Raw genomic sequence first — 20767 nt, forward strand, 5'->3', positions numbered from 1 at the left:
GGCGAGTGATAAACCGTCTGAAAACCTTGAAATCAAAGGCTTCCAGCCGATTTTTACTACCTTGTCTGTCAGACGGACCGCACCGAATGCCGCGCATTGTAGCCGCAAGGTGTAGGACTGGCACCTAGCTGTTTCGATGCGCCGAACGTCGTATCAATCCGATAACCGGTAGCAGCCCGACCAAAACCAGGGTCAAGGCCGGTAACGACGCCCTCGCCCACTCACCCTCACTGGTCATTTCGAAGATTCGCACTGCCAGCGTATCCCAGCCAAACGGGCGCATCAGGAGGGTCGCGGGCATTTCCTTGAGCACGTCGACAAACACCAGCAGCGCCGCACTCAACGAACCGGGCAGCAACAACGGCAGATACACTTTGAAAAACAGTCGCGGACCGCTGACACCCAGGCTACGTGCCGCTTCGGGCAAAGATGGCCGTATACGCGCCAGACTGCTTTCCAGCGGCCCATAAGCCACGGCAATGAAACGCACCAGATAGGCCAGCAACAGCGCTGCCAGACTGCCCAGCAGCAGTGGCTTGCCGGCTCCGCCGAACCAGCCGGAGAGTGGAATCACCAGCTCACGGTCCAGATAACTGAACGCCAGCATGATCGACACCGCCAGCACCGAACCGGGCAATGCATAACCCAGATTGGCCAGACTGACACCTGCGCGGATGCCCTGCGTCGGCGCCAAGCGTCGGGCAAACGCCAGGACCAACGCGACACTGACAGTGACCAACGCCGCCATCGCGCCCAGGTACAGCGTGTGGACGATCAGACCGGTATAACGCTCATCGAGATCGAAGCGCCCGCGCTGCCAGAACCACACCAACAGTTGCAGCACAGGGATGACGAAGGCGCAGGCGAATACCAGACCGCACCAGCCGGTGGCCAGCAGCGCTTTGATTCCATGCAGGTGATACAGCGCCTTGACCCGTGGCCGTTCATTGCTCGCCCGATTGGCACCACGGGCACGCCGCTCGCCGTACAGCACCACCATCACCACCAGCAGGAGCAGGCTGGCCAGTTGCGCGGCGCTGGACAGGCTGAAAAAGCCATACCAGGTCTTGTAGATGGCGGTGGTGAAGGTGTCGAAGTTGAACACCGACACGGCACCGAAATCCGCCAGGGTTTCCATCAGCGCCAATGCCACACCCGCGCCAATGGCAGGACGCGCCATGGGCATGGCCACCCGCCAGAACGCCTGCCAGGGCGATTGCCCCAGCACCCGAGCAGCCTCCATCAAGCCTTTGCCCTGAGCCAGGAATGCCGTGCGCGCCAACAGGTAAACATAGGGGTAGAACACCAACACCAAAACCACAATCACCCCACCCGTGGAACGCACGCGCGGCAGGCGCAGCCCGGTGCCGAACCACTCACGCAACAGGGTTTGCACCGGGCCGGCGAAATCCAGCAGGCCGACAAAGACGAACGCCAGCACGTAGGCGGGAATCGCAAAGGGCAGCATCAAGGCCCAGTCCAGCCAGCGCCTGCCGGGGAACTCGCAAAGGCTGGTGAGCCAGGCCAGGCTCACACCGAGCACCGTCACGCCGACACCAACGCCAAGCACCAGGGTCAGGGTGTTGCCCAACAACCGCGGCATCTGGGTTTTCCAGAGATGGGACCAGATCTGCTGATCGATGGTTTGCCAGGACAACAGCAACACGCTCAAGGGCAACAGGACCAGCGCAGCGATGGCGAAGACCAGGGGATACCAGCGGCGTTGGGCGGGGTGGGCCAAGGAAAACTCTCGTTTAAATGATTGTGCCCACGCTTTGCGTGGGCACACATCTTGTGACGCTCTGCGTCACGCTTCGACGCGTCGGTGGATGCATTCCCACGCAGAGCGTGGGAACGATCAGTGCCGTAAAGGCGCGCAGTATAAAGGTAACGTCAATTCCAGCCAGCCCGATCCATCATCCGGATCGCCTCAGCCTGACGCTTGCCCGCGACTTCCACCGGCAAGGTATCGGCAATGAACTTGCCCCACGCCGCCACTTCTGCGGATGGCTGAACCGTCGGGTTGGCCGGGAACTCCTGGTTCACATCGGCAAAGATTTTCTGCGCTTCAGGCGTGGTCATCCACTCCACCAGGGCCTTGGCGGCTTCCGGGTGCGGCGCGTGTTTGGTCAGGCCGATACCCGACAGGTTGACGTGCACGCCACGATCCGCCTGGTTCGGCCAGAACAGCTTCACCGGCAGATCAGGTTTTTGCTTGTGCAGGCGACCGTAGTAGTAGGTGTTGACGATGCCCACATCGCATTGGCCGGCGTTGATGGCTTCGAGTACGGCGACGTCATCGGAGAATACGTCAGTGGACAGGTTGTTGACCCAGCCCTTGAGGATCTTCTCGGTTTTCTCGGCGCCGTGCACTTCGATCATGGTGGCAGTCAGGGACTGGTTATAGACCTTCTTTGCCGTGCGCAGGCACAGGCGACCTTCCCAGTTCTTGTCGGCCAGCGCTTCGTAGGTGGTCAACTCGCCCGGCTTCACCCGCTCGGTGGAGTAGGCGATGGTCCGCGCGCGCAAGCTCAGGCCGGTCCAGGCATGGGAAGCTGCGCGATATTGCAGCGGGATATTGGCGTCGATGGTTTTCGAGGTGAACGGCTGGAGAATGCCCATCTGCTCGGCCTGCCAGAGGTTGCCGGCATCAACGGTCAGCAGCAGGTCGGCTGTGGCGTTCTCGCCCTCGGCCTTGATCCGTTGCATCAGCGGCGCTTCCTTGTCGGTGATGAACTTCACCTTCACACCGGTTTTTGCAGTGTAGGCATCGAAGACTGGCTTGATGAGCTCGTCGATACGCGAGGAGTAGACAACCACCTCGTCGGCGGCCTGGGCGGCAGTGCTGCCAATCAGAGTCAGGGCCAGTGCGGTCAGTAGACGCTTCGGTGCCAACATGGGAGCGGTCTCTCGATTGAAAAAGTGAGACCAAATGATAAGGACTCACATTTAGCTTCTCAATCGAACAGTTCGCGGAGGCGTTACCAGATGTTGCATAGGCGACATTGTTGGAAAATGTGCCGACGCCTTCGCGGGCAAGCCTCACTCCTACCAGTGCGTGTCGATTTGCTTGCCCGCGAACTGGCCACAGGCCATCAATATCTCAGGCCTTGGCCAGCGCCGGCAGATCCCCGATCAAACCCAGCGCTTCGCGCACAAACAGCGCCTTGGCCTCCGGCATCTGGTCAACCAGCTTCAGCCCGGTATTACGCAACCAGCGCACCGGCAACGGATCGGCCTGGAACAGTCGCTCGAAGCCTTCCATCGCCGCCATCAGCGCCAGGTTATGCGGCATGCGGCGACGTTCGTAGCGGCTGAGTACCTTCACATCCGCCAGACGTTCACCACGGCCGGCCGCTTGCAACAACACTTCGGCCAGTACGGCGGCGTCGAGGAAGCCAAGATTCACGCCCTGCCCGGCCAATGGGTGAATGGTGTGGGCCGCATCGCCGATCAGCGCCAGGCCTTCAGCTACATAACGCTTGGCATGCCGCTGACGCAGTGGCACGCACAGACGCGGGTCGGCATTGAGCACGGTACCTAGCCGACCTTCGAAGGCTCGCTCCAGCTCGCGGCCGAACACCTCGTCATCCAGCGCCATCAGGCGTTCGGCTTCACTCGGCGTAGTCGACCAGACGATCGAACACCAGTCGTGCTGACCATCACGCTCCAACGGCAAAAACGCCAACGGGCCGTTGTCGGTAAAGCGCTGCCAGGCTGTCGATTGATGGTTTTTCGAACTGCGCACGCTGGTGACGATGGCGTGATGCAAATAATCCCACTCCCGCGTCGCCACGCCCGTCAGGCGCCGCACTGCCGAATTGGCGCCATCCGCCGCGATCACCAGAGGCGCACGCAACGTGCGGCCGTCGGCCAGGGTCAGCAGCCAATCGTCGCCGGAGCGACGCATTTGTTCGAGACGCGCGTTGGCCAGCATGCCTAAATCACAATCGTGCAAGCGGTCGAGCAAGGCGTCCTGCACCACGCGGTTCTCAACGATGTGTCCCAGCACCTCGGCATGCACGCTGGCTGCCGAGAAGTGGATCTGCCCGGTACCGCTGCCATCCCAGACGTGCATGTCGCTATAGGGACTGCTGCGCCTGCTGACGATGCCGTCCCACACACCCAGGCGCTCGAGAATCCGCTGGCTGGCGATGGACAGCGCACTCACCCGTGGTTCGAACGGGGCTTGGGCGTCAAACGGTTTGACGCTCATCGGACTGCCGTCGAGCAGCAGGACTTCCAGCCCGCTGTCCTGCAACGCCAGCGCCAGGGCACTGCCGACCATTCCGGCTCCGACAATCAGCAGATCTGCGCGCATTTCCATGCTTTAAGCCTGTCTCGCTTGCGGCTTGAGCCGCACGTAAAGGGTTTTTCCGACACGCGCCACCAGGTGGCCGGCGCCGTCATGAATATCGACCTGCAATTGCGGCAGGTATTTTTCGCCACCCGCCGTCTGTCGCCGGATCTCGTCGAGCAACGTGTCGTCGATGTTGAAACGGGCGAACACCGGGCCTTTGCCCGGCGCGATGAAATCGATGTCCGCCGCCTTGTCCCAGACGATGTAGTTGCGCCCAAGGTTCTCCATCAGCATCAGCATGAAGAACGGGTCGACCATCGAATACAGGCTGCCACCAAACTGGGTGCCGACATAATTGCGGTTGTACCAGCTCAAGCCCATGGAGACCTGGATGTCGCGAAAGTCATCGCTGATATGCCGCACGCGCACGCCGGCGCCGAGGTACGGCGGATAGAAGCTCATGAATCGGCGCATCAGTCGCGCCTTGCCGAACGTGCGAGTCAGCCACTTAAACATCAGGGCGAGTACCCAGGCCCATGGCCTGTCGGGCGAACCAGCGTTTGGCCGGCGGCAGCAGATCCAGACCGAGCAATCCGAGATTGCGCCCCAACGAAACCAGTGGCTGGGTGCTGCCGAACAGGCGCGTGACCTGATCGGAGAAACCGACGGTGAGGTTCTGATCCAGGCGCTGACGTTCGCGATAAGCCTGCAAGGTCGCGAAGTGGCCCAATGGCTGCTCGCTGGCGAGCAATGCATCGGCCAGTGCCTGGGCATCACGCAGCGACAGGTTGAAACCCTGTCCGGCAATCGGGTGCAGGCTATGGGCGGCATTGCCGAGCACCGCCAGGTGCGAGCGTACCTGTTCCTCGGCCTCGACCAGCGACAAAGGATACAAATGCCGAGCGCCAACCTGCTTCAACGTGCCCAAGCGATAACCGAACACGCCCTGCAACTCGCTGAGAAAACTGCGTTCATCCAATGCAGCCAAGCGTTGCGCGTCCATGCCCAAACGGGTCCAGACCAATGCGCAGCGGTTGTCCGGCAGCGGCAGCAACGCCATCGGGCCATCGTCGGTAAAACGCTCGAACGCCATGCCGTTGTGGGCTTCACTCGGGGTGATGTTGGCGATCAGCGCGCTCTGGTTGTACGGGCGCTTTCGAATGCCGATGCCCAATTGCTCGCGCAGCCCTGAGCGGCCGCCATCGGCCAACACGGCGAGGTCGCATTCCAGTGTGGTTTCGTCATTGAGGATCAGGCGATAGCCATCGGTGAGCGGCTCCATGCGGGTGACTTCGGCCGGGCACCGCCAACTGATGACGTCTTTGTCCAGGCCTTGCCACAGGCACTGGCCGAGCCAGGCGTTTTCCACCACGTAACCCAACGCCGGCACACCTTCCTCCATGGCCGACAGCCGCGCCGTGGAAAAACGCCCGCGGTCGGAGACGTGAATCTGTTTGATCGGTTCGGCGCGGCGGGAGATCTCCTGCCAAACGCCGAGGCGCTGATAAATCTGCCGTGCACCAAAAGACAAGGCCGTGGAGCGCGCGTCATAACTTGGCTGATACGAATCGCCGGGCGCGAAGGGCTCGATCAGGACGATCTTCCAGCCCCGAGCCTTGGCCCCGGCCTGTAACGCCAACGCCAGGCTGGCACCGACCAGGCCACCACCGATGATTGCCAGATTGACTCGACTCATGCCGCTTGTGTCCGCGCTTGCGCCATCAAAGCCTCGATTTCAGCCACTGTTTTCGGTACGCCCTTGGTGAGGATTTCACAGCCGTTTTTGGTGACCACTACGTCGTCCTCGATGCGCACGCCAATGCCGCGCCATTTTTTCGCCACGCTCTGATTGTCCGGGGCGATGTAAATCCCCGGCTCTACCGTCAACGCCATGCCGACTTCCAGCACACGCCATTCGCCACCGACCTTGTATTCGCCGACGTCATGCACATCCATTCCCAGCCAGTGACCGGCGCGGTGCATGTAAAACGCCTTGTAGGCTTCACTGGCGATCAACTCTTCGACATTACCCTGCAACAAACCCAATTCGATCAGGCCGGTGGTAATCACCCGCACAGTGGCCTCGTGGGCCTGATTCCAGTGTTTATTCGGTGCGATCTCGGCAAACGCGGCTTCCTGGGCGGCCAACACCAGTTCGTAGATCGCCTTCTGCTCTGCGGAATACTTGCCGTTGACCGGCCAGGTGCGGGTGATGTCGCTGGCGTAGCAGTCGATTTCGCAGCCGGCGTCGATCAGCACCAGATCGCCGTCCTTGAGCACGGCATCATTCTGCTGGTAATGCAGGATGCAGCTGTTGCGCCCAGAGGCAACGATCGAACCGTAGGCCGGCATCTTCGCCCCACCCTTGCGGAATTCGTAATCGAGTTCGGCTTCAAGGCTGAACTCGTATAAGCCGGCACGGCTGGTCTGCATGGCACGGACATGCGCCTGGGCGGAAATCCGTGCGGCCTCGCGCATCACCTTCACTTCTGCCGCCGATTTATACAGGCGCATGTCATGCAGCAGATGATCCAGGGCAACGAATTCGTTCGGTGGCTGGGCGCCGAGATTGGCCTTGGAGCGGATCACGTTGATCCATTCCATCAAGTGCCGGTCGAATTCCGGGTTGCTGCCCATGGCCGAATACACCCGGTCACGACCTTCGATCAGGCCGGGCAAAATGTCGTCGATATCGGTAATCGGAAAGGCGTCGTCGGCGCCGAAGTCGCGAATCGCACCCTCCTGGCCGGCACGCAGGCCATCCCACAACTCACGTTCGGCGTTGCGTTCGCGGCAGAACAGAATGTACTCGCCATGCACGCGGCCTGGCATCAACACCAGTACCGCCTGAGGCTCGGGAAAACCGCTGAGGTACTGGAAGTCGCTGTCCTGACGGTAGACGTGCTCGACGTCGCGGTTGCGGATGGCGACCGCGGCGGCGGGCAGGATGGCGATGCTGTTGGGTTCCATCTGCGCCATCAAGGCCTTGCGGCGACGGCTGTATTCCGATTTCGGGATATGGATCATGGGCAGATGGCGTTCCCTGGCTTTGATCAGTGCAGCGACGGTTTGGCGGCAGCCGCCGCGTCTTTCTTGGTTTCCGAGAACAGCAGCAGCGGCGCGACGCGCAGGTATTCCATGACTTCCATGTAGTCGGTTTCGCCGTCTTCGGACTCTTCCAGGGCATCCTGCACCTGGGAAATCGCTGCCAGATCCTGCAACACCTCGGTGGCCTCGGTGCTCAGGGCGCTGCTGTCACGGCAGTTCAGGCCGAACCCGCTGAGGAAGCCCTGGCACCACTGGCCCAACGCAGCGGCGCGGTCGGTAAGCGGAGCATCGTCGGTCGGCAGCAACAGGACGACGGTCACGTCATCGCCGGTGAGCTCGCCCTTGACCATCTCTTGCAGGCCGATCAAGGCGTTGCGTACGTTGTCCTGCGGCTCGTTTTCGAGCAGTTCGGCGGCGTCGATCAGCCAGCCTTCGGCATCGAAACCGGCGCCGGCGCAGCTGCGGCCGAGCAGCAGGCCGTGCAGTTCGGCAGGCGAGACATTGTGACCACTGGAAGTCAGCAGGGTGGCGAAAGCTTGGTACGGGGAATTCTGAATGGTCATGGGCAGCTAGGCGCCAGACGGCGCTATGTCTAGAATGAAGGCCTTGTATCCTACATCGACTCCTCTGTAGGAGCGAGCCTGCCGAATCGTCGCACCGTCGCGATGGCCGCCAACGATTACGCTGGGTACCTGACACCCGCGGCGTTCTCGGGTTCATCGCGAGCAGGCTCGCTCCTACAGTTCAACCCCATCAGACAGTGAAGACAATGGAAGACACCGACCTGCAAGCGCTGATGGCCAGACTCGAACTGCTGATTACCCGAGTCGAGCAACTTAAGAGCCAAAACGGACTCTTACTAGCTCAGGAAAAGACCTGGCGCGAGGAACGCGCTCACCTCATTGAAAAAAACGAAATCGCCCGGCGTAAGGTCGAATCGATGATTTCGCGCCTCAAGGCCCTGGAGCAAGACTCATGAGTTCAAGCAATAGCGTCACCGTGCAGATCCTCGACAAAGAGTATTCGATCATCTGCCCCCAGGAAGAGCGCAGCAACCTGGTGAGCGCCGCCCGCTATCTGGACGGCAAGATGCGCGAGATTCGCAGCAGCGGCAAAGTTATCGGTGCCGACCGTATTGCCGTGATGGCTGCGCTGAACATCACCCACGACCTGCTGCACAAGGAAGAGCGCCCGGATATCCAGGCCAGCGGCTCGACCCGTGAACAGGTACGTGACCTGCTCGATCGCGTCGATCTGGTGCTCGCGACCGATCCGGACGTCACCAAAGGCTGATTCGCGCCACCGCTTGCGGTATACTCCGATCACTCCCTGGGGTGCTTGCCAGTTGGCGATGTCCCTGAGCCGATTTGCTATACCCTGGAGGTTGCACGTTGGGCTGGTGTGCATGTCCGCTAGACGGAAAGCCTTAAAGCCTACTGCATCTTCCACCTTGAACTTTCGGGTTCAAGGGCTAAGTCGACAGCGGTACATCCGGGGAGCCTGATTCCAGTCCGATGCCGGTTTGAATACCGGCATCGGCGTTTTTATGGGTACCATTTGCGTACCCATACTGCTGAAGCCGATTCCATGACCGAACCTGCTTTGCTTCCACGCCCGCAACTTCGACGCTTGCTGCGCAAGGCCCGCCGCGCATTGACGCCCAGTCAACAGCGCGCGGCAGCTCGCGGGCTGTACAGGCAATTGGCTCAGCAACCGCTGTTTCGCCGCGCAAAACACATCTCTCTTTACCTGCCCACCGACGGTGAAATTGACCCGCGACTGCTGCTGCGTGCGGCTCAACGTCGAGGCAAGGCCACCTATCTGCCGGTACTCAGCGCCTGGCCGCGAACCAAAATGGTTTTCCAGCGCATCCGCCCCGGTGAAAAGCTCAAGCCCAACCGCTTTCGGATACTCGAACCCCGGCACAACCTTGCCCGGCAACGCAAAGTCTGGGCGCTGGATCTGGTGCTGCTGCCATTAGTGGGTTTTGACGATGTCGGCGGACGCCTGGGCATGGGCGGCGGTTTCTACGATCGAAGCCTGGCCTACCTGGCGCGTCGCAATGACTGGCGCAAGCCGACACTGCTGGGGCTGGCCCATGAATGTCAGAAGGTCGAGCGCCTGGCTCAAGCGAGCTGGGATGTGCCGCTGCAAGGAACGGTAACGGACAAGGCCTGGTATTACGCGGGCTAGACGCCACTGGCGTCAGCGGCGTCGAAAAGACAGGATCAGCGCTTGAACGCAGTCGACTGTTGCTGCAACTGGGCTACTTCGACCGGCGCGTCGGTCTTGTTGGCCCACAGGCTTTGGGCATAGCCAGTGGTCACGACGCCGAGGCCGAACAAAATGACCAAAATCCATAGTAAATCCGGTTTGCGTTTCATCGATTGCCCCCCAAAGGCATATCAACACGATGACAGCAGCGGTTTCCGTTTTGTAGGCCGTGCAGCAGCGTCAAGCTCTAAAGGCCGGCATTTTGCGGCAACGTGAACCGCTGCGCAAATGCTGGCGTCAACCGACTGTCGGTTTGTCATAAAATTGCCCGACAACCTGCCCACTCACCTCGCAAGGAACAAAAAACATGGCCTATTGGCTGATGAAATCCGAGCCCGACGAACTCTCGATCAAAGGCCTGGAGAAGCTTGGCAGAGCGCGCTGGGACGGGGTCCGCAACTATCAGGCGCGAAATTTCCTGCGGGCCATGGCGGTGGGGGACGAGTTTTTCTTCTATCACTCCAGCTGCCCGGAACCAGGGATCGCCGGGATCGGCAAGATAGTCGAAGCCGCGTATCCAGACCCGACGGCGCTGGAGCCTGAAAGTCATTACTACGACCCCAAGGCAACCACGGAAAAAAACGCCTGGAGTGCAATTGACGTAGAACATATCAAGACGTTTTCCAAGGTCTTGAAGCTCGATTACCTGAAGCAGCAGACGGCACTGGCCGAAATGCCGCTGGTGCAGAAAGGATCGCGGCTGTCGGTGATGCCGGTGACGCCGGAGCAGTGGGCGGCGGTGATTGCGCTTCTGTAGGAGCACGGCTTGCCGGCGATGGCGGTCGTAGGAGCACGGCTTGCCGGCGATGGCGGTCGTGGGAGCACGGCTTGCCGGCGATGGCGGTCTTGAGTGCGCTATCGCGAGCAAGCTTTGCTCCTACAGGTCCAGCATTACTGGATGATCAGGTTGTTGAACAACAGATCCTCAACCACCGGCTTTCCGGTTTCGTCGTTCATGATCTGCTGGGTTTGCTTCAGCGCTTCCTGACGCAGCTTTTCCTTGGCCTCGACGTTGTTCATCGTCTCGGTAGTCTGCTGGGCAAACAACGCCACGAGCTGATTCCGAATCAGCGGCTCGTTGGCCTTGACCGCTTTGGTCGCCTCTTCGCCGGTCACTCGCAACGCCACATCGGCCTTGTATACCTTGAGTTTCGGCGTGCCATCGAGCCCGTAATTACCCACGAACGGCGGGCTCAGGGTGATGTAATTGACCTTCGGTGCCGCATCCTCTTTGGCTTCTTCGGCCACTGCTGCCACAGGCAGAGACAGGGCCAGCATCAACATGATCCACGCTTTCACAATTCGCTCCTTATCCGGTTTGCGGCCTAGCATAACGACCCGCCGCGCAAGCACAAGCTTATGGCTGCCTATCAGGGCCGGGCATGCTCGTTGACCCATCGACTCACACACCTACACTTATCGGCCATCACTCCCAAAGGAATAGCCCTGATGAAAGCCGTGCTGTGCAAAGCCTTCGGCCCTGCCGAATCGCTGGTGCTGGAAGACGTCGCCAGCCCTGTCGCGAAGAAGAACGAAATCCTGCTGGATGTGCACGCCGCCGGGGTCAACTTCCCCGACACGCTGATCATTGAGGGCAAGTACCAGTTCAAGCCGCCCTTCCCGTTTTCACCGGGCGGTGAAGCAGCCGGCGTGGTCTGCGAAGTGGGTGAAAAGGTCAGTCACCTGAAAGTCGGAGACCGGGTCATGGCCCTGACCGGCTGGGGCAGCTTCGCCGAACAGGTCGCGGTGCCGGGCTACAACGTGCTACCGATTCCGCCGTCGATGGACTTCAACACAGCCGCCGCCTTCAGCATGACCTACGGCACCTCGATGCACGCGCTCAAGCAGCGTGGCAACCTGCAGCCGGGCGAAACCCTGCTGGTGCTCGGCGCTTCCGGTGGCGTCGGCCTCGCGGCAGTGGAGATCGGCAAGGCCATGGGCGCCCGTGTGATCGCTGCCGCCAGCAGCGCAGAAAAACTCGCCGTGGCCAAAGCCGCGGGGGCCGACGAACTGATCAACTACAGCGAAACCAGCCTCAAGGACGAAATCAAACGCCTGACCGATGGCCAGGGTGCCGACGTGATCTACGACCCGGTGGGTGGTGACCTGTTCGACCAGGCCATCCGCGCCATCGCCTGGAACGGCCGCCTGCTGGTGGTCGGTTTCGCCAGCGGCCGGATTCCCGAACTGCCGGTGAACCTGGCACTGCTCAAAGGCGCAGCGGTACTCGGCGTATTCTGGGGCTCGTTCGCCCAGCGCCAACCGCAGGACAACGCCGCGAACTTCCAGCAGCTCTTCGGCTGGTTTGCCGAAGGCAAGCTGAAGCCGTTGGTGTCGCAGGTGTATCCGCTGAGCAGTGCCGCGCAGGCGATCAACGATCTGGGCCAGCGCAAGGCGGTAGGCAAGGTGGTGGTGCAGGTTCGCTGAATTGGCAAAACGGTCTGGACTCAAGCAATCGGGTTCAGACCCAGTCGACAACTAAAGCAGCTTGCGAAGGTCCTCAGGCAAAAACCTCGCAAACCGGGACGTTGGTTTGCTCGAACATTGCCGGACGATAATCGGCACCGCCCTGTTCAGCTTTGCGATCAGCTCCAGACGTCGCTCGTTTGACAAGCTGGTCGCGGAGAACGCATTCGACAGGTAGGCACGGGTGTAATGGAAGGCAGAAGCATCAAGCCAACCGCTCTCCGGAACATTGGCCATGACCTCATTGAAATCGCGGCATCTCAGCTCCTTGAGCCACTGATTGATATGAATGGGCAGATCCGAGTCGTATCGAAAGATCATGGGCGCAATGACCTCCTGCTCTTTGGGTTTGCCACCTTCGACCACCCACGGCTTGAATCGCCACTGCGCAATGGCAACCCGGGTCGCCTCGGCCAAATCCGGGTGATCGCTTTGCAAAATGCTCACCTTGCTCACCGAACCATCGGCATGCGCCGTGAACCTGACCCGGACATCACCTGTAATTCCGGCCCTTTGCAGCGCCGGCGGGTACACCGGCTTGGGATTGTCTTCCGGAATAAGCAAAAACTCCTCGGCCCGGGCTTCTCCAGACAACGCCAGTACCAGCAAGAACGCAATCCACCGCATAACCCTTCCCTCTCCCCTTCGCACCTCAAATGCCAGTCTTGGCAACTGGCCAAAAGGTTAAAGCGCGAAGGTATTGAGCTGAAGATCATGGCTTCCGGTAACAGTGCAGGACATTTCCCAAAGATTTGCCTTAATCCTGCCGGCCCGGCAGTCACTAAAGGAAAGCGGTAACAACTCCTACAACGCCCGTCACTTACATCTGAGCGACATGTTCATAAAGGAATGCTCGTTTTCCAACATTTCCGCTGTTTGGCTGATGAGAACCAGTGCTATTTTCGGTAACGAAACTGTAACATTCGCATCCGCAGTCAAAACAAGAAAACTGGAGCTCCTGAATGTTTGCTTTCTTTCGTCCTGCCGCACATCAGGCGCCCTTGCCTGAAGAAAAAATAGACAGCACCTACCGCCGCCTGCGCTGGCAAATCTTCGCCGGTATCTTTATCGGTTACGCCGGTTACTACCTGCTGCGCAAAAACTTTTCCCTGGCGATGCCCTATCTGATCGAAGAGGGCTATACCCGCGGTGAACTGGGCGTGGCGCTGTCGGCGATTGCCATCGCCTATGGCTTGTCCAAGTTCCTGATGGGCATCGTTTCCGACCGCTCCAACCCGCGCTTCTTCCTGCCGTTCGGCCTGATGGTTTCGGCTGCCGTGATGTTCATTTTCGGTTTCGCGCATTGGGCAACGTCCAGCGTGACCATCATGTTCGTCCTGCTGTTCATCAATGGCTGGGCTCAGGGCATGGGTTGGCCGCCCAGTGGCCGGACCATGGTGCACTGGTGGTCACAGAAGGAACGCGGTGGCGTGGTGTCGCTGTGGAACGTCGCGCACAACGTCGGCGGCGGCCTGATCGGTCCGCTGTTCCTGGTCGGCATGGGCCTGTTCAATGACTGGCATGCGGCGTTCTACGTACCGGCAGCCGTCGCCATGGCGGTGGCGGTTTTTGCCTTCATCACCATGCGCGATACCCCGCAATCGGTGGGCCTGCCGCCCATCGAGAAGTACAAGAACGACTATCCGGAAGGCTACGACGCCAGCCACGAAGAAGAATTCAGCGCCAAGGAAATCTTCGTCAAATACGTACTGCGCAACAAAATGCTCTGGTACATCGCCCTGGCCAACGTCTTCGTCTATCTGCTGCGCTACGGCGTATTGGACTGGGCGCCGACCTACCTCAAGGAAGCCAAGGGTTTCACCGTAGACAAGACGTCCTGGGCGTACTTCTTCTACGAGTGGGCGGGTATCCCGGGCACGTTGCTGTGCGGCTGGATGTCGGACAAGATTTTCCGTGGCAACCGTGGCCTGACCGGCATGGTGTTCATGGCGCTGGTGACCGTGGCGACCCTGGTGTACTGGTTGAATCCGGCCGGCAACCCGACGGTCGACATGATCGCCCTGGTGTCCATCGGCTTCCTGATCTACGGCCCGGTCATGCTGATCGGCTTGCAGGCGCTGGAGCTGGCGCCGAAGAAAGCCGCCGGTACGGCAGCGGGTTTCACCGGTTTGTTCGGTTACCTGGGGGGTTCGGTCGCGGCCAGTGCAGCGATGGGCTACACCGTGGACCACTTCGGTTGGGACGGCGGTTTCGTCCTGCTGATCGGCGCCTGCCTGCTGGCGATGGCTTTCCTTGCGCCAACGCTGTGGCACAAGCAAGTCGCCAGTCAGAGCCGCGAAGCACTCGCCTGATCGGCCTTTGATTTACAGCGCTTGAGCCGCGCCTCCAGATTCCGGTCTGGCATGGCGTGGCTACGCAGGGCGTGAGCGGTCTGCTCGACATAATCGCGAGTGGTGCCGTAACGCCCGCAAGCGTTTTCAAACACATGGCTCAGCACATGATCCGGCAAGTTGCCGGCATAACTGGGCAGGTGCCGCTCCAGAACGAATCCCAATGCCTGAACCTGGTTGCCGTCTTCGAGTCGGCAGTTGAGCCAGTGTGGACGATAAGACGGGAACGGCATCTCACGTTGCCAAAGCGCATACAGTGACGCTTCAAGTTGCTCTTCAGGCAGACGATAAGCAAAGCCGCTGCAAGAGCCGCCGCGATCCAGGCCGAATACCAGTCCCGGCATCTCCGGTGTGCCACGATGTTCGTGGGACCACAGGTACAACCCTCGGTGGTAACCATGGACCCGCCCGCGAACGCGCTCGACAGCCGTGCACTCAGGGCGCCAGATCAGTGACCCATAGGCGAACAGCCATACAGGCCCACCCTTGTGGCGCGCCATGGTCGTTTGCATTGAGCTGAGTAATTGTTCGTGAGTGAGCTGCGGCCCCAGATCGAGCTGCGGCGGATAAGCCAGATTCAGAAATGAAGATTCTATGGCGCTCATGGCGAATAGCGTTCAGCTCCCCGCGAGTGAAGTATTACTTTATAGAACGCACCGTTGTAACAATAAGGCACATAAGTTTTAAGGCAAATTAAATGCCATGGCACAGTTATTAATTAACTGGCTGGATCAGATATAACGTACCGGCATTTATACTATTTTATAAATACCGATCCGCTATATACAGAGTTATAACCACCTGTGTAGGAGCGAGCCTGCTCGCGATGGTCGTTAGTGATTACGCGGGAAGTCAGGCTGCCCACGGCGCTCTTAAGAACATCGCGAGCAGGCTCCCCCTACAGGGATGTTTGGTTATCTTCAGAGATTGGAGTCAAGAGCGTGGAGCGTAGGCAAATACGTCTGCGCGCATCTGATGGGCGTCCATGCCCGCCTCGACCAGCGCATCCAGTGTGCCGTAGACCATGGCCGGCGAACCACTGGCGTACACGTGCAAAGTCTTGAGATCGGGGAAGTCTTCGCACACGGCCTCATGCAACATGCCGCAGCGTCCCTGCCAGCCGCCTTGATCGCTGACGACTTTGTGCAGGAACAGGTTGGGTAGCTTCAGCCACTCGTCCCAATGTTCGATTTCATAGAAGTCTTCAGGACGGCGCACGCCCCAATACAAATGCACGGGGTGCTTGAAGCCTTCGGCGCGACAGTGTTCGATCAGGCCATGGACCTGGCCCATGCCGGTACCCGCGGCAATCAACACCAGAGGACCGTCCGGCAGCTCGGCCAGGTGCGTATCGCCGAACGGCATGTCGATCCGCACCATCGTGTTGCCTTGCAGCTGCTTGATCAGGTTTATTGCACTGGCTTCGCGCGCCAGTACGTGGATTTCCAGATCACGCCCACCGGAGGGTGCCGAAGCCAGGGAGAAAGATGATTTCTCGCCATTGTCCCGATGGATCATCAAGTACTGGCCGGCGTGATAACGCGGAGGTTTACCCGCCGGCGCCCGCAGCCGCACTCGCCAGGTATCACCACCGACCTCGGTGCAACTGGTGACCTGACACGACAGGGTGCGCACCGGCAATTCTCCCAGCGCGAGCACGCCATCCCACAGCACGATGCAGTCTTCGAGCGGCTCTGCAATGCAAGTGTAGAACTCGCCATGATCGCGCACATCGCCCGCCTGTTCGACGCGCCCTTCCACCAGCAGCGCAGCGCACACATGGCAGTTGCCGTTGCGACAGCTTTGCGGGCACTCATAGCCCAGACGACGTGCGCCATCGAGAATCCGCTCGCCGGGCAGGATCTCGAGCACCGCTCCGGAGGGCTGCAAAGTTACACGCATCAATCTATTCCTAACTGATTCCAGATGGCATCGATCCGTTGGGTCACGGCATCGTCCTTGACGATCACCCGGCCCCACTCACGTGTGGTTTCGCCCGGCCATTTATGCGTGGCATCGAGCCCCATTTTCGACCCCAGGCCGGACACCGGCGAGGCGAAGTCAAGGTAGTCGATTGGCGTGTTCTCGATCATCACCGTGTCGCGCTTGGGGTCCATGCGCGTAGTGATGGCCCAGATCACGTCGTTCCAGTCCCGTGCGTTGATATCGTCGTCAGTGACGATAACGAACTTGGTGTACATGAACTGTCGCAAAAACGACCAGACACCGAGCATTACCCGCTTGGCATGCCCCGGATACGACTTCTTCATGGTCACGACGGCCATGCGGTACGAGCAGCCTTCTGGCGGCAGGTAGAAATCGGTGATCTCCGGGAACTGCTTCTGCAGGATCGGCACGAACACTTCGTTCAGCGCCACGCCGAGGATTGCCGGCTCATCCGGTGGACGTCCGGTGTAGGTGCTGTGGTAGATCGGCTTGATCCGATGGGTGATGCGCTCGACGGTGAACACCGGGAAGCTGTCGACTTCGTTGTAGTAGCCGGTGTGGTCGCCGTACGGGCCTTCATCGGCCATCTCGCCCGGATGGATCACGCCTTCAAGGATGATCTCGGCGGTGGCCGGCACTTGCAGGTCGTTGCCCCGGCATTTCACCAGTTCGGTGCGGTTGCCGCGCAGCAGGCCGGCGAAAGCGTATTCGGAGAGACTGTCGGGCACCGGGGTCACGGCGCCGAGAATGGTCGCCGGGTCAGCGCCCAGCGCCACGGCCACCGGGAACGGTTGCCCCGGATGCTTCTCGCACCATTCGCGGTAATCCAGCGCGCCGCCACGGTGGCTGAGCCAACGCATGATGACTTTGTTGCGGCCGATCACTTGCTGACGGTAGATCCCGAGGTTCTGCCGATCCTTGTTCGGACCTTTGGTAACGGTCAGGCCCCAGGTGATCAGCGGCGCCACGTCGCCCGGCCAGCAGGTCTGCACCGGCAGTGTCGAGAGATCGACGTCATCGCCTTCGACGACCACTTCCTGGCAGATCGCATCTTTGACGACCTTGGGCGCCATCGAGATGATCTTGCGGAAGATCGGCAGTTTGGACCAGGCGTCTTTCAGCCCTTTCGGCGGCTCGGGTTCCTTGAGGAACGCCAGCAACTTGCCGATTTCGCGCAGTTCGCTGACCGCTTCGGCGCCCATGCCCAACGCAACGCGCTCGGGGGTGCCGAACAGGTTGCCGAGCACCGGAATGTCATAACCGACAGGCTTTTCGAACAGCAGGGCCGGGCCTTTGGCGCGCAAGGTGCGGTCACAGACCTCGGTCATTTCGAGCACTGGGGACACCGGAATCTGGATGCGCTTGAGCTCGCCGCGCTGTTCCAGCCCGCTGATAAAGTCGCGCAAGTCGCGATACTGCATGCGTAAGCCTCGTGTTGGCCGTGGCGTTCGGGGCAGGCAGTTTAGCGCCGAACCCCTCTATTCAGAACCACGAACTGCCGGTTCATCAAAAATCAGATAGCAAAAAGCCGGGTTTCCCCGGCTCTGGTGCCCTGTATGGCACAACCTGCTCGACTTACTTGCGTTTCATCGACAGGAAGAACTCATCGTTGGTCTTGGTCGTTTTCAGCTTGTCGACCAGGAACTCGATGGCAGCAACTTCGTCCATCGGGTGCAGCAGCTTGCGCAGGATCCACATGCGCTGCAACTCGTCGTCGGCGGTCAGCAACTCTTCGCGGCGGGTGCCGGAACGGTTGATGTTGATGGCCGGGAACACGCGTTTTTCAGCGATGCGGCGATCCAGAGGCAGTTCCATGTTGCCGGTACCTTTGAATTCCTCGTAGATCACTTCGTCCATCTTCGAGCCGGTTTCAACCAGCGCGGTGGCGATGATGGTCAGCGAGCCGCCTTCTTCGATGTTCCGCGCAGCACCGAAGAAACGCTTTGGCTTCTCCAGGGCGTGGGCATCGACACCACCGGTGAGCACTTTGCCGGAGCTCGGGATCACGGTGTTGTAGGCACGGGCCAGACGGGTGATGGAGTCGAGCAGGATCACCACGTCTTTCTTGTGCTCGACCAGGCGCTTGGCCTTCTCGATCACCATTTCGGCCACCTGTACGTGACGGGTTGGCGGCTCGTCGAACGTCGAGGCAACCACTTCGCCGCGCACGGTGCGCTGCATTTCGGTTACTTCTTCCGGACGTTCGTCGATCAGCAGCACGATCAGGTGAACTTCAGGGTTGTTGCGCGCAATGTTCGCCGCGATGTTCTGCAGCATGATCGTCTTACCGGCTTTCGGCGGTGCAACGATCAGACCGCGCTGGCCTTTGCCGATCGGGGCGCACAGGTCGATAACACGACCGGTCAAGTCTTCGGTGGAGCCGTTGCCGGCTTCCATCTTCATGCGCACGGTCGGGAACAGCGGGGTCAGGTTCTCGAAGAGAATCTTGTTTTTCGCGTTTTCCGGACGGTCGAAGTTGATCGTGTCGACCTTGAGCAGCGCGAAATAACGCTCGCCTTCCTTCGGAGGGCGGATCTTGCCAACGATGGTGTCACCGGTGCGCAAGTTAAAGCGACGGATCTGGCTCGGCGAGACGTAGATATCGTCCGGGCCGGCGAGATAGGAGGCGTCTGCAGAGCGGAGGAAGCCGAAGCCGTCCTGGAGAATCTCCAGCACGCCATCACCGGAGATTTCCTCGCCGCTTTTCGCGTGCTTTTTCAGCAGGGAGAAAATCACGTCCTGCTTGCGCGAACGGGCCATATTTTCTATGCCCATCTGTTCGGCCAATTCGAGCAGTTCGGTAATCGGCTTTTGCTTGAGTTCAGTCAGATTCATATAGGAATGACGTAATCATTTATGGAGGGGGGAAAATTAAGCTTTTGGCTTAATGAGGCCGCGCCGCGGAGAAGGCGACAGGATCGCGTACTTATTCGAAAAGGAGAGCGTCGGCGACGGCTAGCAGGGGGCACTGGAGAAACCAGCGCGGGGCCGAATGTAACACCTGAGTTTCGGAGCGTCTAGCCCTCATAACGAAAAAGGCCCCGCGAATTGCGGGGCCTTTATTTGACACGCTGCGACGACGCTTAGATGTTGGCGTCGAGGAAGGCTGCCAGTTGCGACTTCGACAGTGCGCCGACCTTGGTCGCTTCAACGTTGCCGTTCTTGAACAGCATCAGGGTCGGGATACCACGCACGCCGTGCTTGGCCGGGGTTTCCTGGTTTTCGTCGATGTTCAGTTTGGCAACGGTCAGCTTGCCTTTGTAAGTCTCGGCAATTTCGTCCAGAACAGGAGCGATCATTTTGCAAGGGCCGCACCACTCAGCCCAGTAATCGACCAGTACAGCGCCTTCAGCCTTGAGTACGTCTGCCTCGAAGCTAGCGTCGCTAACGTGTTTGATAAGATCGCTGCTCATGGAATTCTCCAGGGTTGTAAGCAAAAAAACGTGGCCCATCATAGCTGCCCTTCCCGTGTTCAGGAAGGTGCAGATGATTGAGTCTCGCTATGGTGGTCCATGAGTTTGGGTATAGCCCAGGTCACGCCGTGGCGGGAGCGACGAAGGCGATTCCGGTGCGCAAGGCGGCATTGCGCACATGTTCGTGCATGGCTTTCTGTGCGGCCCCTGAGGCTCGGCGTGCCAGTGCGCGAAGGATTTTGCGGTGTTCCTGCCAGGTTTCCATGGCCCGTTCGGCCCGGATGAACGGTAGCTTCTGGCTCTCCAGGAAGATGTCGGCGCTGGCGGTGAGGATGCTCAGCATCGCCTGATTGCCGCTGGCCAGCAGAATTCGACGGTGAAATTCGAAGTCCAGGCGCGCCGCCGCTTCAAAGTCGCCAGACTTCAATTCGTTGCGCATGGCGGCGACATTGTCTTGCAGCGCATCGAGCTCATCGGTACTCAAGGTCACGGCCGCCAGCCCTGCGGCAAATCCCTCCAGCGCATAGCGCAACTGAAAAATGTCCAGCGGCGAAGCCTGCGCCGCGAATGGCCAGCCCGGCGCCGCATCGCCTCGCGGCAGCTCCACTGGTGATTGCACAAACACGCCTTTGCCCGGCTGGATACTGATGACCCCCAGTGCGCTCAGGGACGACAACGCCTCGCGCAACGATGCCCGACTGACCCCCAATTGCACCGCCAGATCCCGTTGCGAGGGCAAGGCATCCCCGGGCCCGAAGCCCTGTTCGGTGATCAGTTTGCGGATGGCTTGCAGCGCCACTTCGGGTACGGCACGGGAGATCGAGTTCATGATTTTCCAGACGAACCAGGCCAATGTGCGGCCAGTTGTAAAGCTATTCGCGGCGTCCGGCAAGTCGTGCCCCATGGGGGTTCGGGAATTTTAACGGGTGCGCTATCGAGGTGCGAAACGCGACTCGACTGTTCAGACC

General features: G+C 60.0%; 22 protein-coding genes and 1 other RNA gene. 7 read left to right on the forward strand and 16 right to left on the reverse strand.

The annotated features are described in order from the left end of the window. Positions 1-124 precede the first annotated feature (124 nt). The 7 genes from ASD60_RS11245 to ASD60_RS11275 all read right to left on the reverse strand — a co-directional run bounded on the left by ASD60_RS11245 (position 125) and on the right by ASD60_RS11275 (position 7911). The gene (locus ASD60_RS11245; RefSeq protein ID WP_056854075.1) at positions 125-1741 is read right to left on the reverse strand and encodes an ABC transporter permease; all 1617 of its coding nucleotides are present in this window, start codon (positions 1739-1741) and stop codon (positions 125-127) included. A gap of 152 nt (positions 1742-1893) precedes the next feature. Further along, positions 1894-2898, reverse strand: a complete 1005-nt coding sequence (locus ASD60_RS11250; protein WP_056854076.1) for an extracellular solute-binding protein — start codon at positions 2896-2898, stop codon at positions 1894-1896. A gap of 205 nt (positions 2899-3103) precedes the next feature. Next, complete coding sequence (locus tag ASD60_RS11255; protein ID WP_177336573.1) at positions 3104-4321, reverse strand: 2-octaprenyl-3-methyl-6-methoxy-1,4-benzoquinol hydroxylase; 1218 nt, start codon at positions 4319-4321, stop codon at positions 3104-3106. Positions 4322-4330: 9 nt separating this feature from the next. Beyond that, positions 4331-4816, reverse strand: a complete 486-nt coding sequence (locus ASD60_RS11260) for a DUF4442 domain-containing protein (protein WP_056854078.1) — start codon at positions 4814-4816, stop codon at positions 4331-4333. Further along, a complete protein-coding gene (gene ubiH, locus ASD60_RS11265) occupies positions 4809-5996 on the reverse strand; it encodes a 2-octaprenyl-6-methoxyphenyl hydroxylase (RefSeq protein WP_056854079.1) in 1188 nt (395 codons plus the stop codon). Before ubiH ends, ASD60_RS11260 begins: the two co-directional genes overlap by 8 nt. Beyond that, positions 5993-7327, reverse strand: coding sequence for a Xaa-Pro aminopeptidase (gene pepP / locus ASD60_RS11270; protein ID WP_056854080.1), 1335 nt, complete (start codon positions 7325-7327; stop codon positions 5993-5995). Before pepP ends, ubiH begins: the two co-directional genes overlap by 4 nt. 26 nt (positions 7328-7353) lie before the next feature. Next, the gene (locus tag ASD60_RS11275; RefSeq protein WP_056854081.1) at positions 7354-7911 is read right to left on the reverse strand and encodes a YecA/YgfB family protein; all 558 of its coding nucleotides are present in this window, start codon (positions 7909-7911) and stop codon (positions 7354-7356) included. A gap of 206 nt (positions 7912-8117) precedes the next feature. Here ASD60_RS11275 and ASD60_RS11280 point away from each other — a divergent pair, with 206 nt between their 5' ends. The 4 genes from ASD60_RS11280 to ASD60_RS11290 all read left to right on the forward strand — a co-directional run bounded on the left by ASD60_RS11280 (position 8118) and on the right by ASD60_RS11290 (position 9541). Further along, positions 8118-8327 carry a TIGR02449 family protein gene (locus ASD60_RS11280; RefSeq protein ID WP_007982902.1) on the forward strand — a complete coding sequence of 70 codons (210 nt, stop codon included), beginning with the start codon at positions 8118-8120 and terminating at the stop codon, positions 8325-8327. Continuing rightward, positions 8324-8641 carry a cell division protein ZapA gene (locus ASD60_RS11285; protein ID WP_008055229.1) on the forward strand — a complete coding sequence of 106 codons (318 nt, stop codon included), beginning with the start codon at positions 8324-8326 and terminating at the stop codon, positions 8639-8641. The genes ASD60_RS11280 and ASD60_RS11285 overlap by 4 nt, the downstream gene beginning before the upstream one ends. A gap of 30 nt (positions 8642-8671) precedes the next feature. Further along, positions 8672-8850: non-coding RNA, 6S RNA (gene ssrS, locus ASD60_RS28195), on the forward strand. Positions 8851-8935: 85 nt separating this feature from the next. Further along, positions 8936-9541 carry a 5-formyltetrahydrofolate cyclo-ligase gene (locus ASD60_RS11290; protein ID WP_056854082.1) on the forward strand — a complete coding sequence of 202 codons (606 nt, stop codon included), beginning with the start codon at positions 8936-8938 and terminating at the stop codon, positions 9539-9541. Positions 9542-9576: 35 nt separating this feature from the next. Here the strand turns inward: ASD60_RS11290 and ASD60_RS29150 are convergent, their stop codons facing one another. Then, the gene (locus tag ASD60_RS29150; protein ID WP_008048702.1) at positions 9577-9732 is read right to left on the reverse strand and encodes a hypothetical protein; all 156 of its coding nucleotides are present in this window, start codon (positions 9730-9732) and stop codon (positions 9577-9579) included. A 197-nt stretch (positions 9733-9929) separates the two neighbouring features. Here ASD60_RS29150 and ASD60_RS11295 point away from each other — a divergent pair, with 197 nt between their 5' ends. Continuing rightward, the gene (locus tag ASD60_RS11295; protein ID WP_056854083.1) at positions 9930-10379 is read left to right on the forward strand and encodes an EVE domain-containing protein; all 450 of its coding nucleotides are present in this window, start codon (positions 9930-9932) and stop codon (positions 10377-10379) included. A 134-nt stretch (positions 10380-10513) separates the two neighbouring features. Here ASD60_RS11295 and ASD60_RS11300 read toward each other — a convergent pair whose 3' ends face one another. Next, positions 10514-10921: a flagellar basal body-associated protein FliL gene (locus ASD60_RS11300; protein ID WP_056854084.1), complete on the reverse strand. Its 408-nt coding sequence runs from the start codon at positions 10919-10921 to the stop codon at positions 10514-10516. 150 nt (positions 10922-11071) lie between these two features. Between ASD60_RS11300 and ASD60_RS11305 the strand changes: the two genes are divergently transcribed. Then, entirely contained in the window at positions 11072-12049 is a 978-nt protein-coding gene (locus tag ASD60_RS11305) for an NADPH:quinone oxidoreductase family protein (RefSeq protein WP_056854085.1), read from the forward strand. 51 nt (positions 12050-12100) lie between these two features. Here ASD60_RS11305 and ASD60_RS11310 read toward each other — a convergent pair whose 3' ends face one another. Next, positions 12101-12715, reverse strand: coding sequence for an energy transducer TonB (locus ASD60_RS11310; protein ID WP_056854086.1), 615 nt, complete (start codon positions 12713-12715; stop codon positions 12101-12103). Between the two features lie 335 nt (positions 12716-13050). On the opposite strand from ASD60_RS11310, the gene glpT reads away from it, so the two are divergent. Further along, positions 13051-14400, forward strand: coding sequence for a glycerol-3-phosphate transporter (glpT, locus tag ASD60_RS11315; protein ID WP_056854087.1), 1350 nt, complete (start codon positions 13051-13053; stop codon positions 14398-14400). Here the strand turns inward: glpT and ASD60_RS11320 are convergent. The 6 genes from ASD60_RS11320 to ASD60_RS11345 all read right to left on the reverse strand — a co-directional run bounded on the left by ASD60_RS11320 (position 14376) and on the right by ASD60_RS11345 (position 20628). Beyond that, positions 14376-15044: a gamma-glutamylcyclotransferase gene (locus ASD60_RS11320; protein WP_056854088.1), complete on the reverse strand. Its 669-nt coding sequence runs from the start codon at positions 15042-15044 to the stop codon at positions 14376-14378. The genes glpT and ASD60_RS11320 overlap by 25 nt on opposite strands. Before the next feature lie 328 nt (positions 15045-15372). Beyond that, positions 15373-16341, reverse strand: a complete 969-nt coding sequence (locus tag ASD60_RS11325; protein ID WP_056854089.1) for a CDP-6-deoxy-delta-3,4-glucoseen reductase — start codon at positions 16339-16341, stop codon at positions 15373-15375. Next, positions 16341-17807: a 4-hydroxy-3-polyprenylbenzoate decarboxylase gene (gene ubiD / locus ASD60_RS11330; RefSeq protein ID WP_056854090.1), complete on the reverse strand. Its 1467-nt coding sequence runs from the start codon at positions 17805-17807 to the stop codon at positions 16341-16343. The genes ASD60_RS11325 and ubiD overlap by 1 nt, the downstream gene beginning before the upstream one ends. Before the next feature lie 154 nt (positions 17808-17961). Continuing rightward, positions 17962-19221: a transcription termination factor Rho gene (gene rho / locus ASD60_RS11335; protein WP_003206716.1), complete on the reverse strand. Its 1260-nt coding sequence runs from the start codon at positions 19219-19221 to the stop codon at positions 17962-17964. Positions 19222-19469: 248 nt separating this feature from the next. Next, a complete protein-coding gene (trxA, locus tag ASD60_RS11340) occupies positions 19470-19799 on the reverse strand; it encodes a thioredoxin TrxA (protein WP_003206727.1) in 330 nt (109 codons plus the stop codon). Between the two features lie 121 nt (positions 19800-19920). Then, complete coding sequence (locus tag ASD60_RS11345) at positions 19921-20628, reverse strand: FadR/GntR family transcriptional regulator (protein WP_056854091.1); 708 nt, start codon at positions 20626-20628, stop codon at positions 19921-19923. Between the last annotated feature and the right edge of the window lie 139 nt (positions 20629-20767).

It is taken from the genome of Pseudomonas sp. Root562, from assembly GCF_001427125.1.
In the GTDB taxonomy this organism is placed as follows: Bacteria; Pseudomonadota; Gammaproteobacteria; order Pseudomonadales; family Pseudomonadaceae; genus Aquipseudomonas.

Coding starts and splice junctions, on each gene's coding strand:
- ASD60_RS11305 (WP_056854085.1), top strand. CDS start 11,072: ATGAAAGCCGTGCTGTGCAAAGCCTTCGGCCCTGCCGAATCGCTGGTG.
- ubiH (WP_056854079.1), bottom strand. CDS start 5,996: ATGAGTCGAGTCAATCTGGCAATCATCGGTGGTGGCCTGGTCGGTGCC.
- ASD60_RS11345 (WP_056854091.1), bottom strand. CDS start 20,628: ATGAACTCGATCTCCCGTGCCGTACCCGAAGTGGCGCTGCAAGCCATC.
- ASD60_RS11280 (WP_007982902.1), top strand. CDS start 8,118: ATGGAAGACACCGACCTGCAAGCGCTGATGGCCAGACTCGAACTGCTG.
- ASD60_RS11250 (WP_056854076.1), bottom strand. CDS start 2,898: ATGTTGGCACCGAAGCGTCTACTGACCGCACTGGCCCTGACTCTGATT.
- rho (WP_003206716.1), bottom strand. CDS start 19,221: ATGAATCTGACTGAACTCAAGCAAAAGCCGATTACCGAACTGCTCGAA.
- ASD60_RS11325 (WP_056854089.1), bottom strand. CDS start 16,341: ATGCGTGTAACTTTGCAGCCCTCCGGAGCGGTGCTCGAGATCCTGCCC.
- ASD60_RS11260 (WP_056854078.1), bottom strand. CDS start 4,816: ATGTTTAAGTGGCTGACTCGCACGTTCGGCAAGGCGCGACTGATGCGC.
- pepP (WP_056854080.1), bottom strand. CDS start 7,327: ATGATCCATATCCCGAAATCGGAATACAGCCGTCGCCGCAAGGCCTTG.
- ubiD (WP_056854090.1), bottom strand. CDS start 17,807: ATGCAGTATCGCGACTTGCGCGACTTTATCAGCGGGCTGGAACAGCGC.
- ASD60_RS11275 (WP_056854081.1), bottom strand. CDS start 7,911: ATGACCATTCAGAATTCCCCGTACCAAGCTTTCGCCACCCTGCTGACT.
- ASD60_RS11310 (WP_056854086.1), bottom strand. CDS start 12,715: ATGCGGTGGATTGCGTTCTTGCTGGTACTGGCGTTGTCTGGAGAAGCC.
- ASD60_RS11290 (WP_056854082.1), top strand. CDS start 8,936: ATGACCGAACCTGCTTTGCTTCCACGCCCGCAACTTCGACGCTTGCTG.
- glpT (WP_056854087.1), top strand. CDS start 13,051: ATGTTTGCTTTCTTTCGTCCTGCCGCACATCAGGCGCCCTTGCCTGAA.
- ASD60_RS11295 (WP_056854083.1), top strand. CDS start 9,930: ATGGCCTATTGGCTGATGAAATCCGAGCCCGACGAACTCTCGATCAAA.
- ASD60_RS11285 (WP_008055229.1), top strand. CDS start 8,324: ATGAGTTCAAGCAATAGCGTCACCGTGCAGATCCTCGACAAAGAGTAT.
- ASD60_RS11320 (WP_056854088.1), bottom strand. CDS start 15,044: ATGAGCGCCATAGAATCTTCATTTCTGAATCTGGCTTATCCGCCGCAG.
- ASD60_RS11255 (WP_177336573.1), bottom strand. CDS start 4,321: ATGCGCGCAGATCTGCTGATTGTCGGAGCCGGAATGGTCGGCAGTGCC.
- trxA (WP_003206727.1), bottom strand. CDS start 19,799: ATGAGCAGCGATCTTATCAAACACGTTAGCGACGCTAGCTTCGAGGCA.
- ASD60_RS29150 (WP_008048702.1), bottom strand. CDS start 9,732: ATGAAACGCAAACCGGATTTACTATGGATTTTGGTCATTTTGTTCGGC.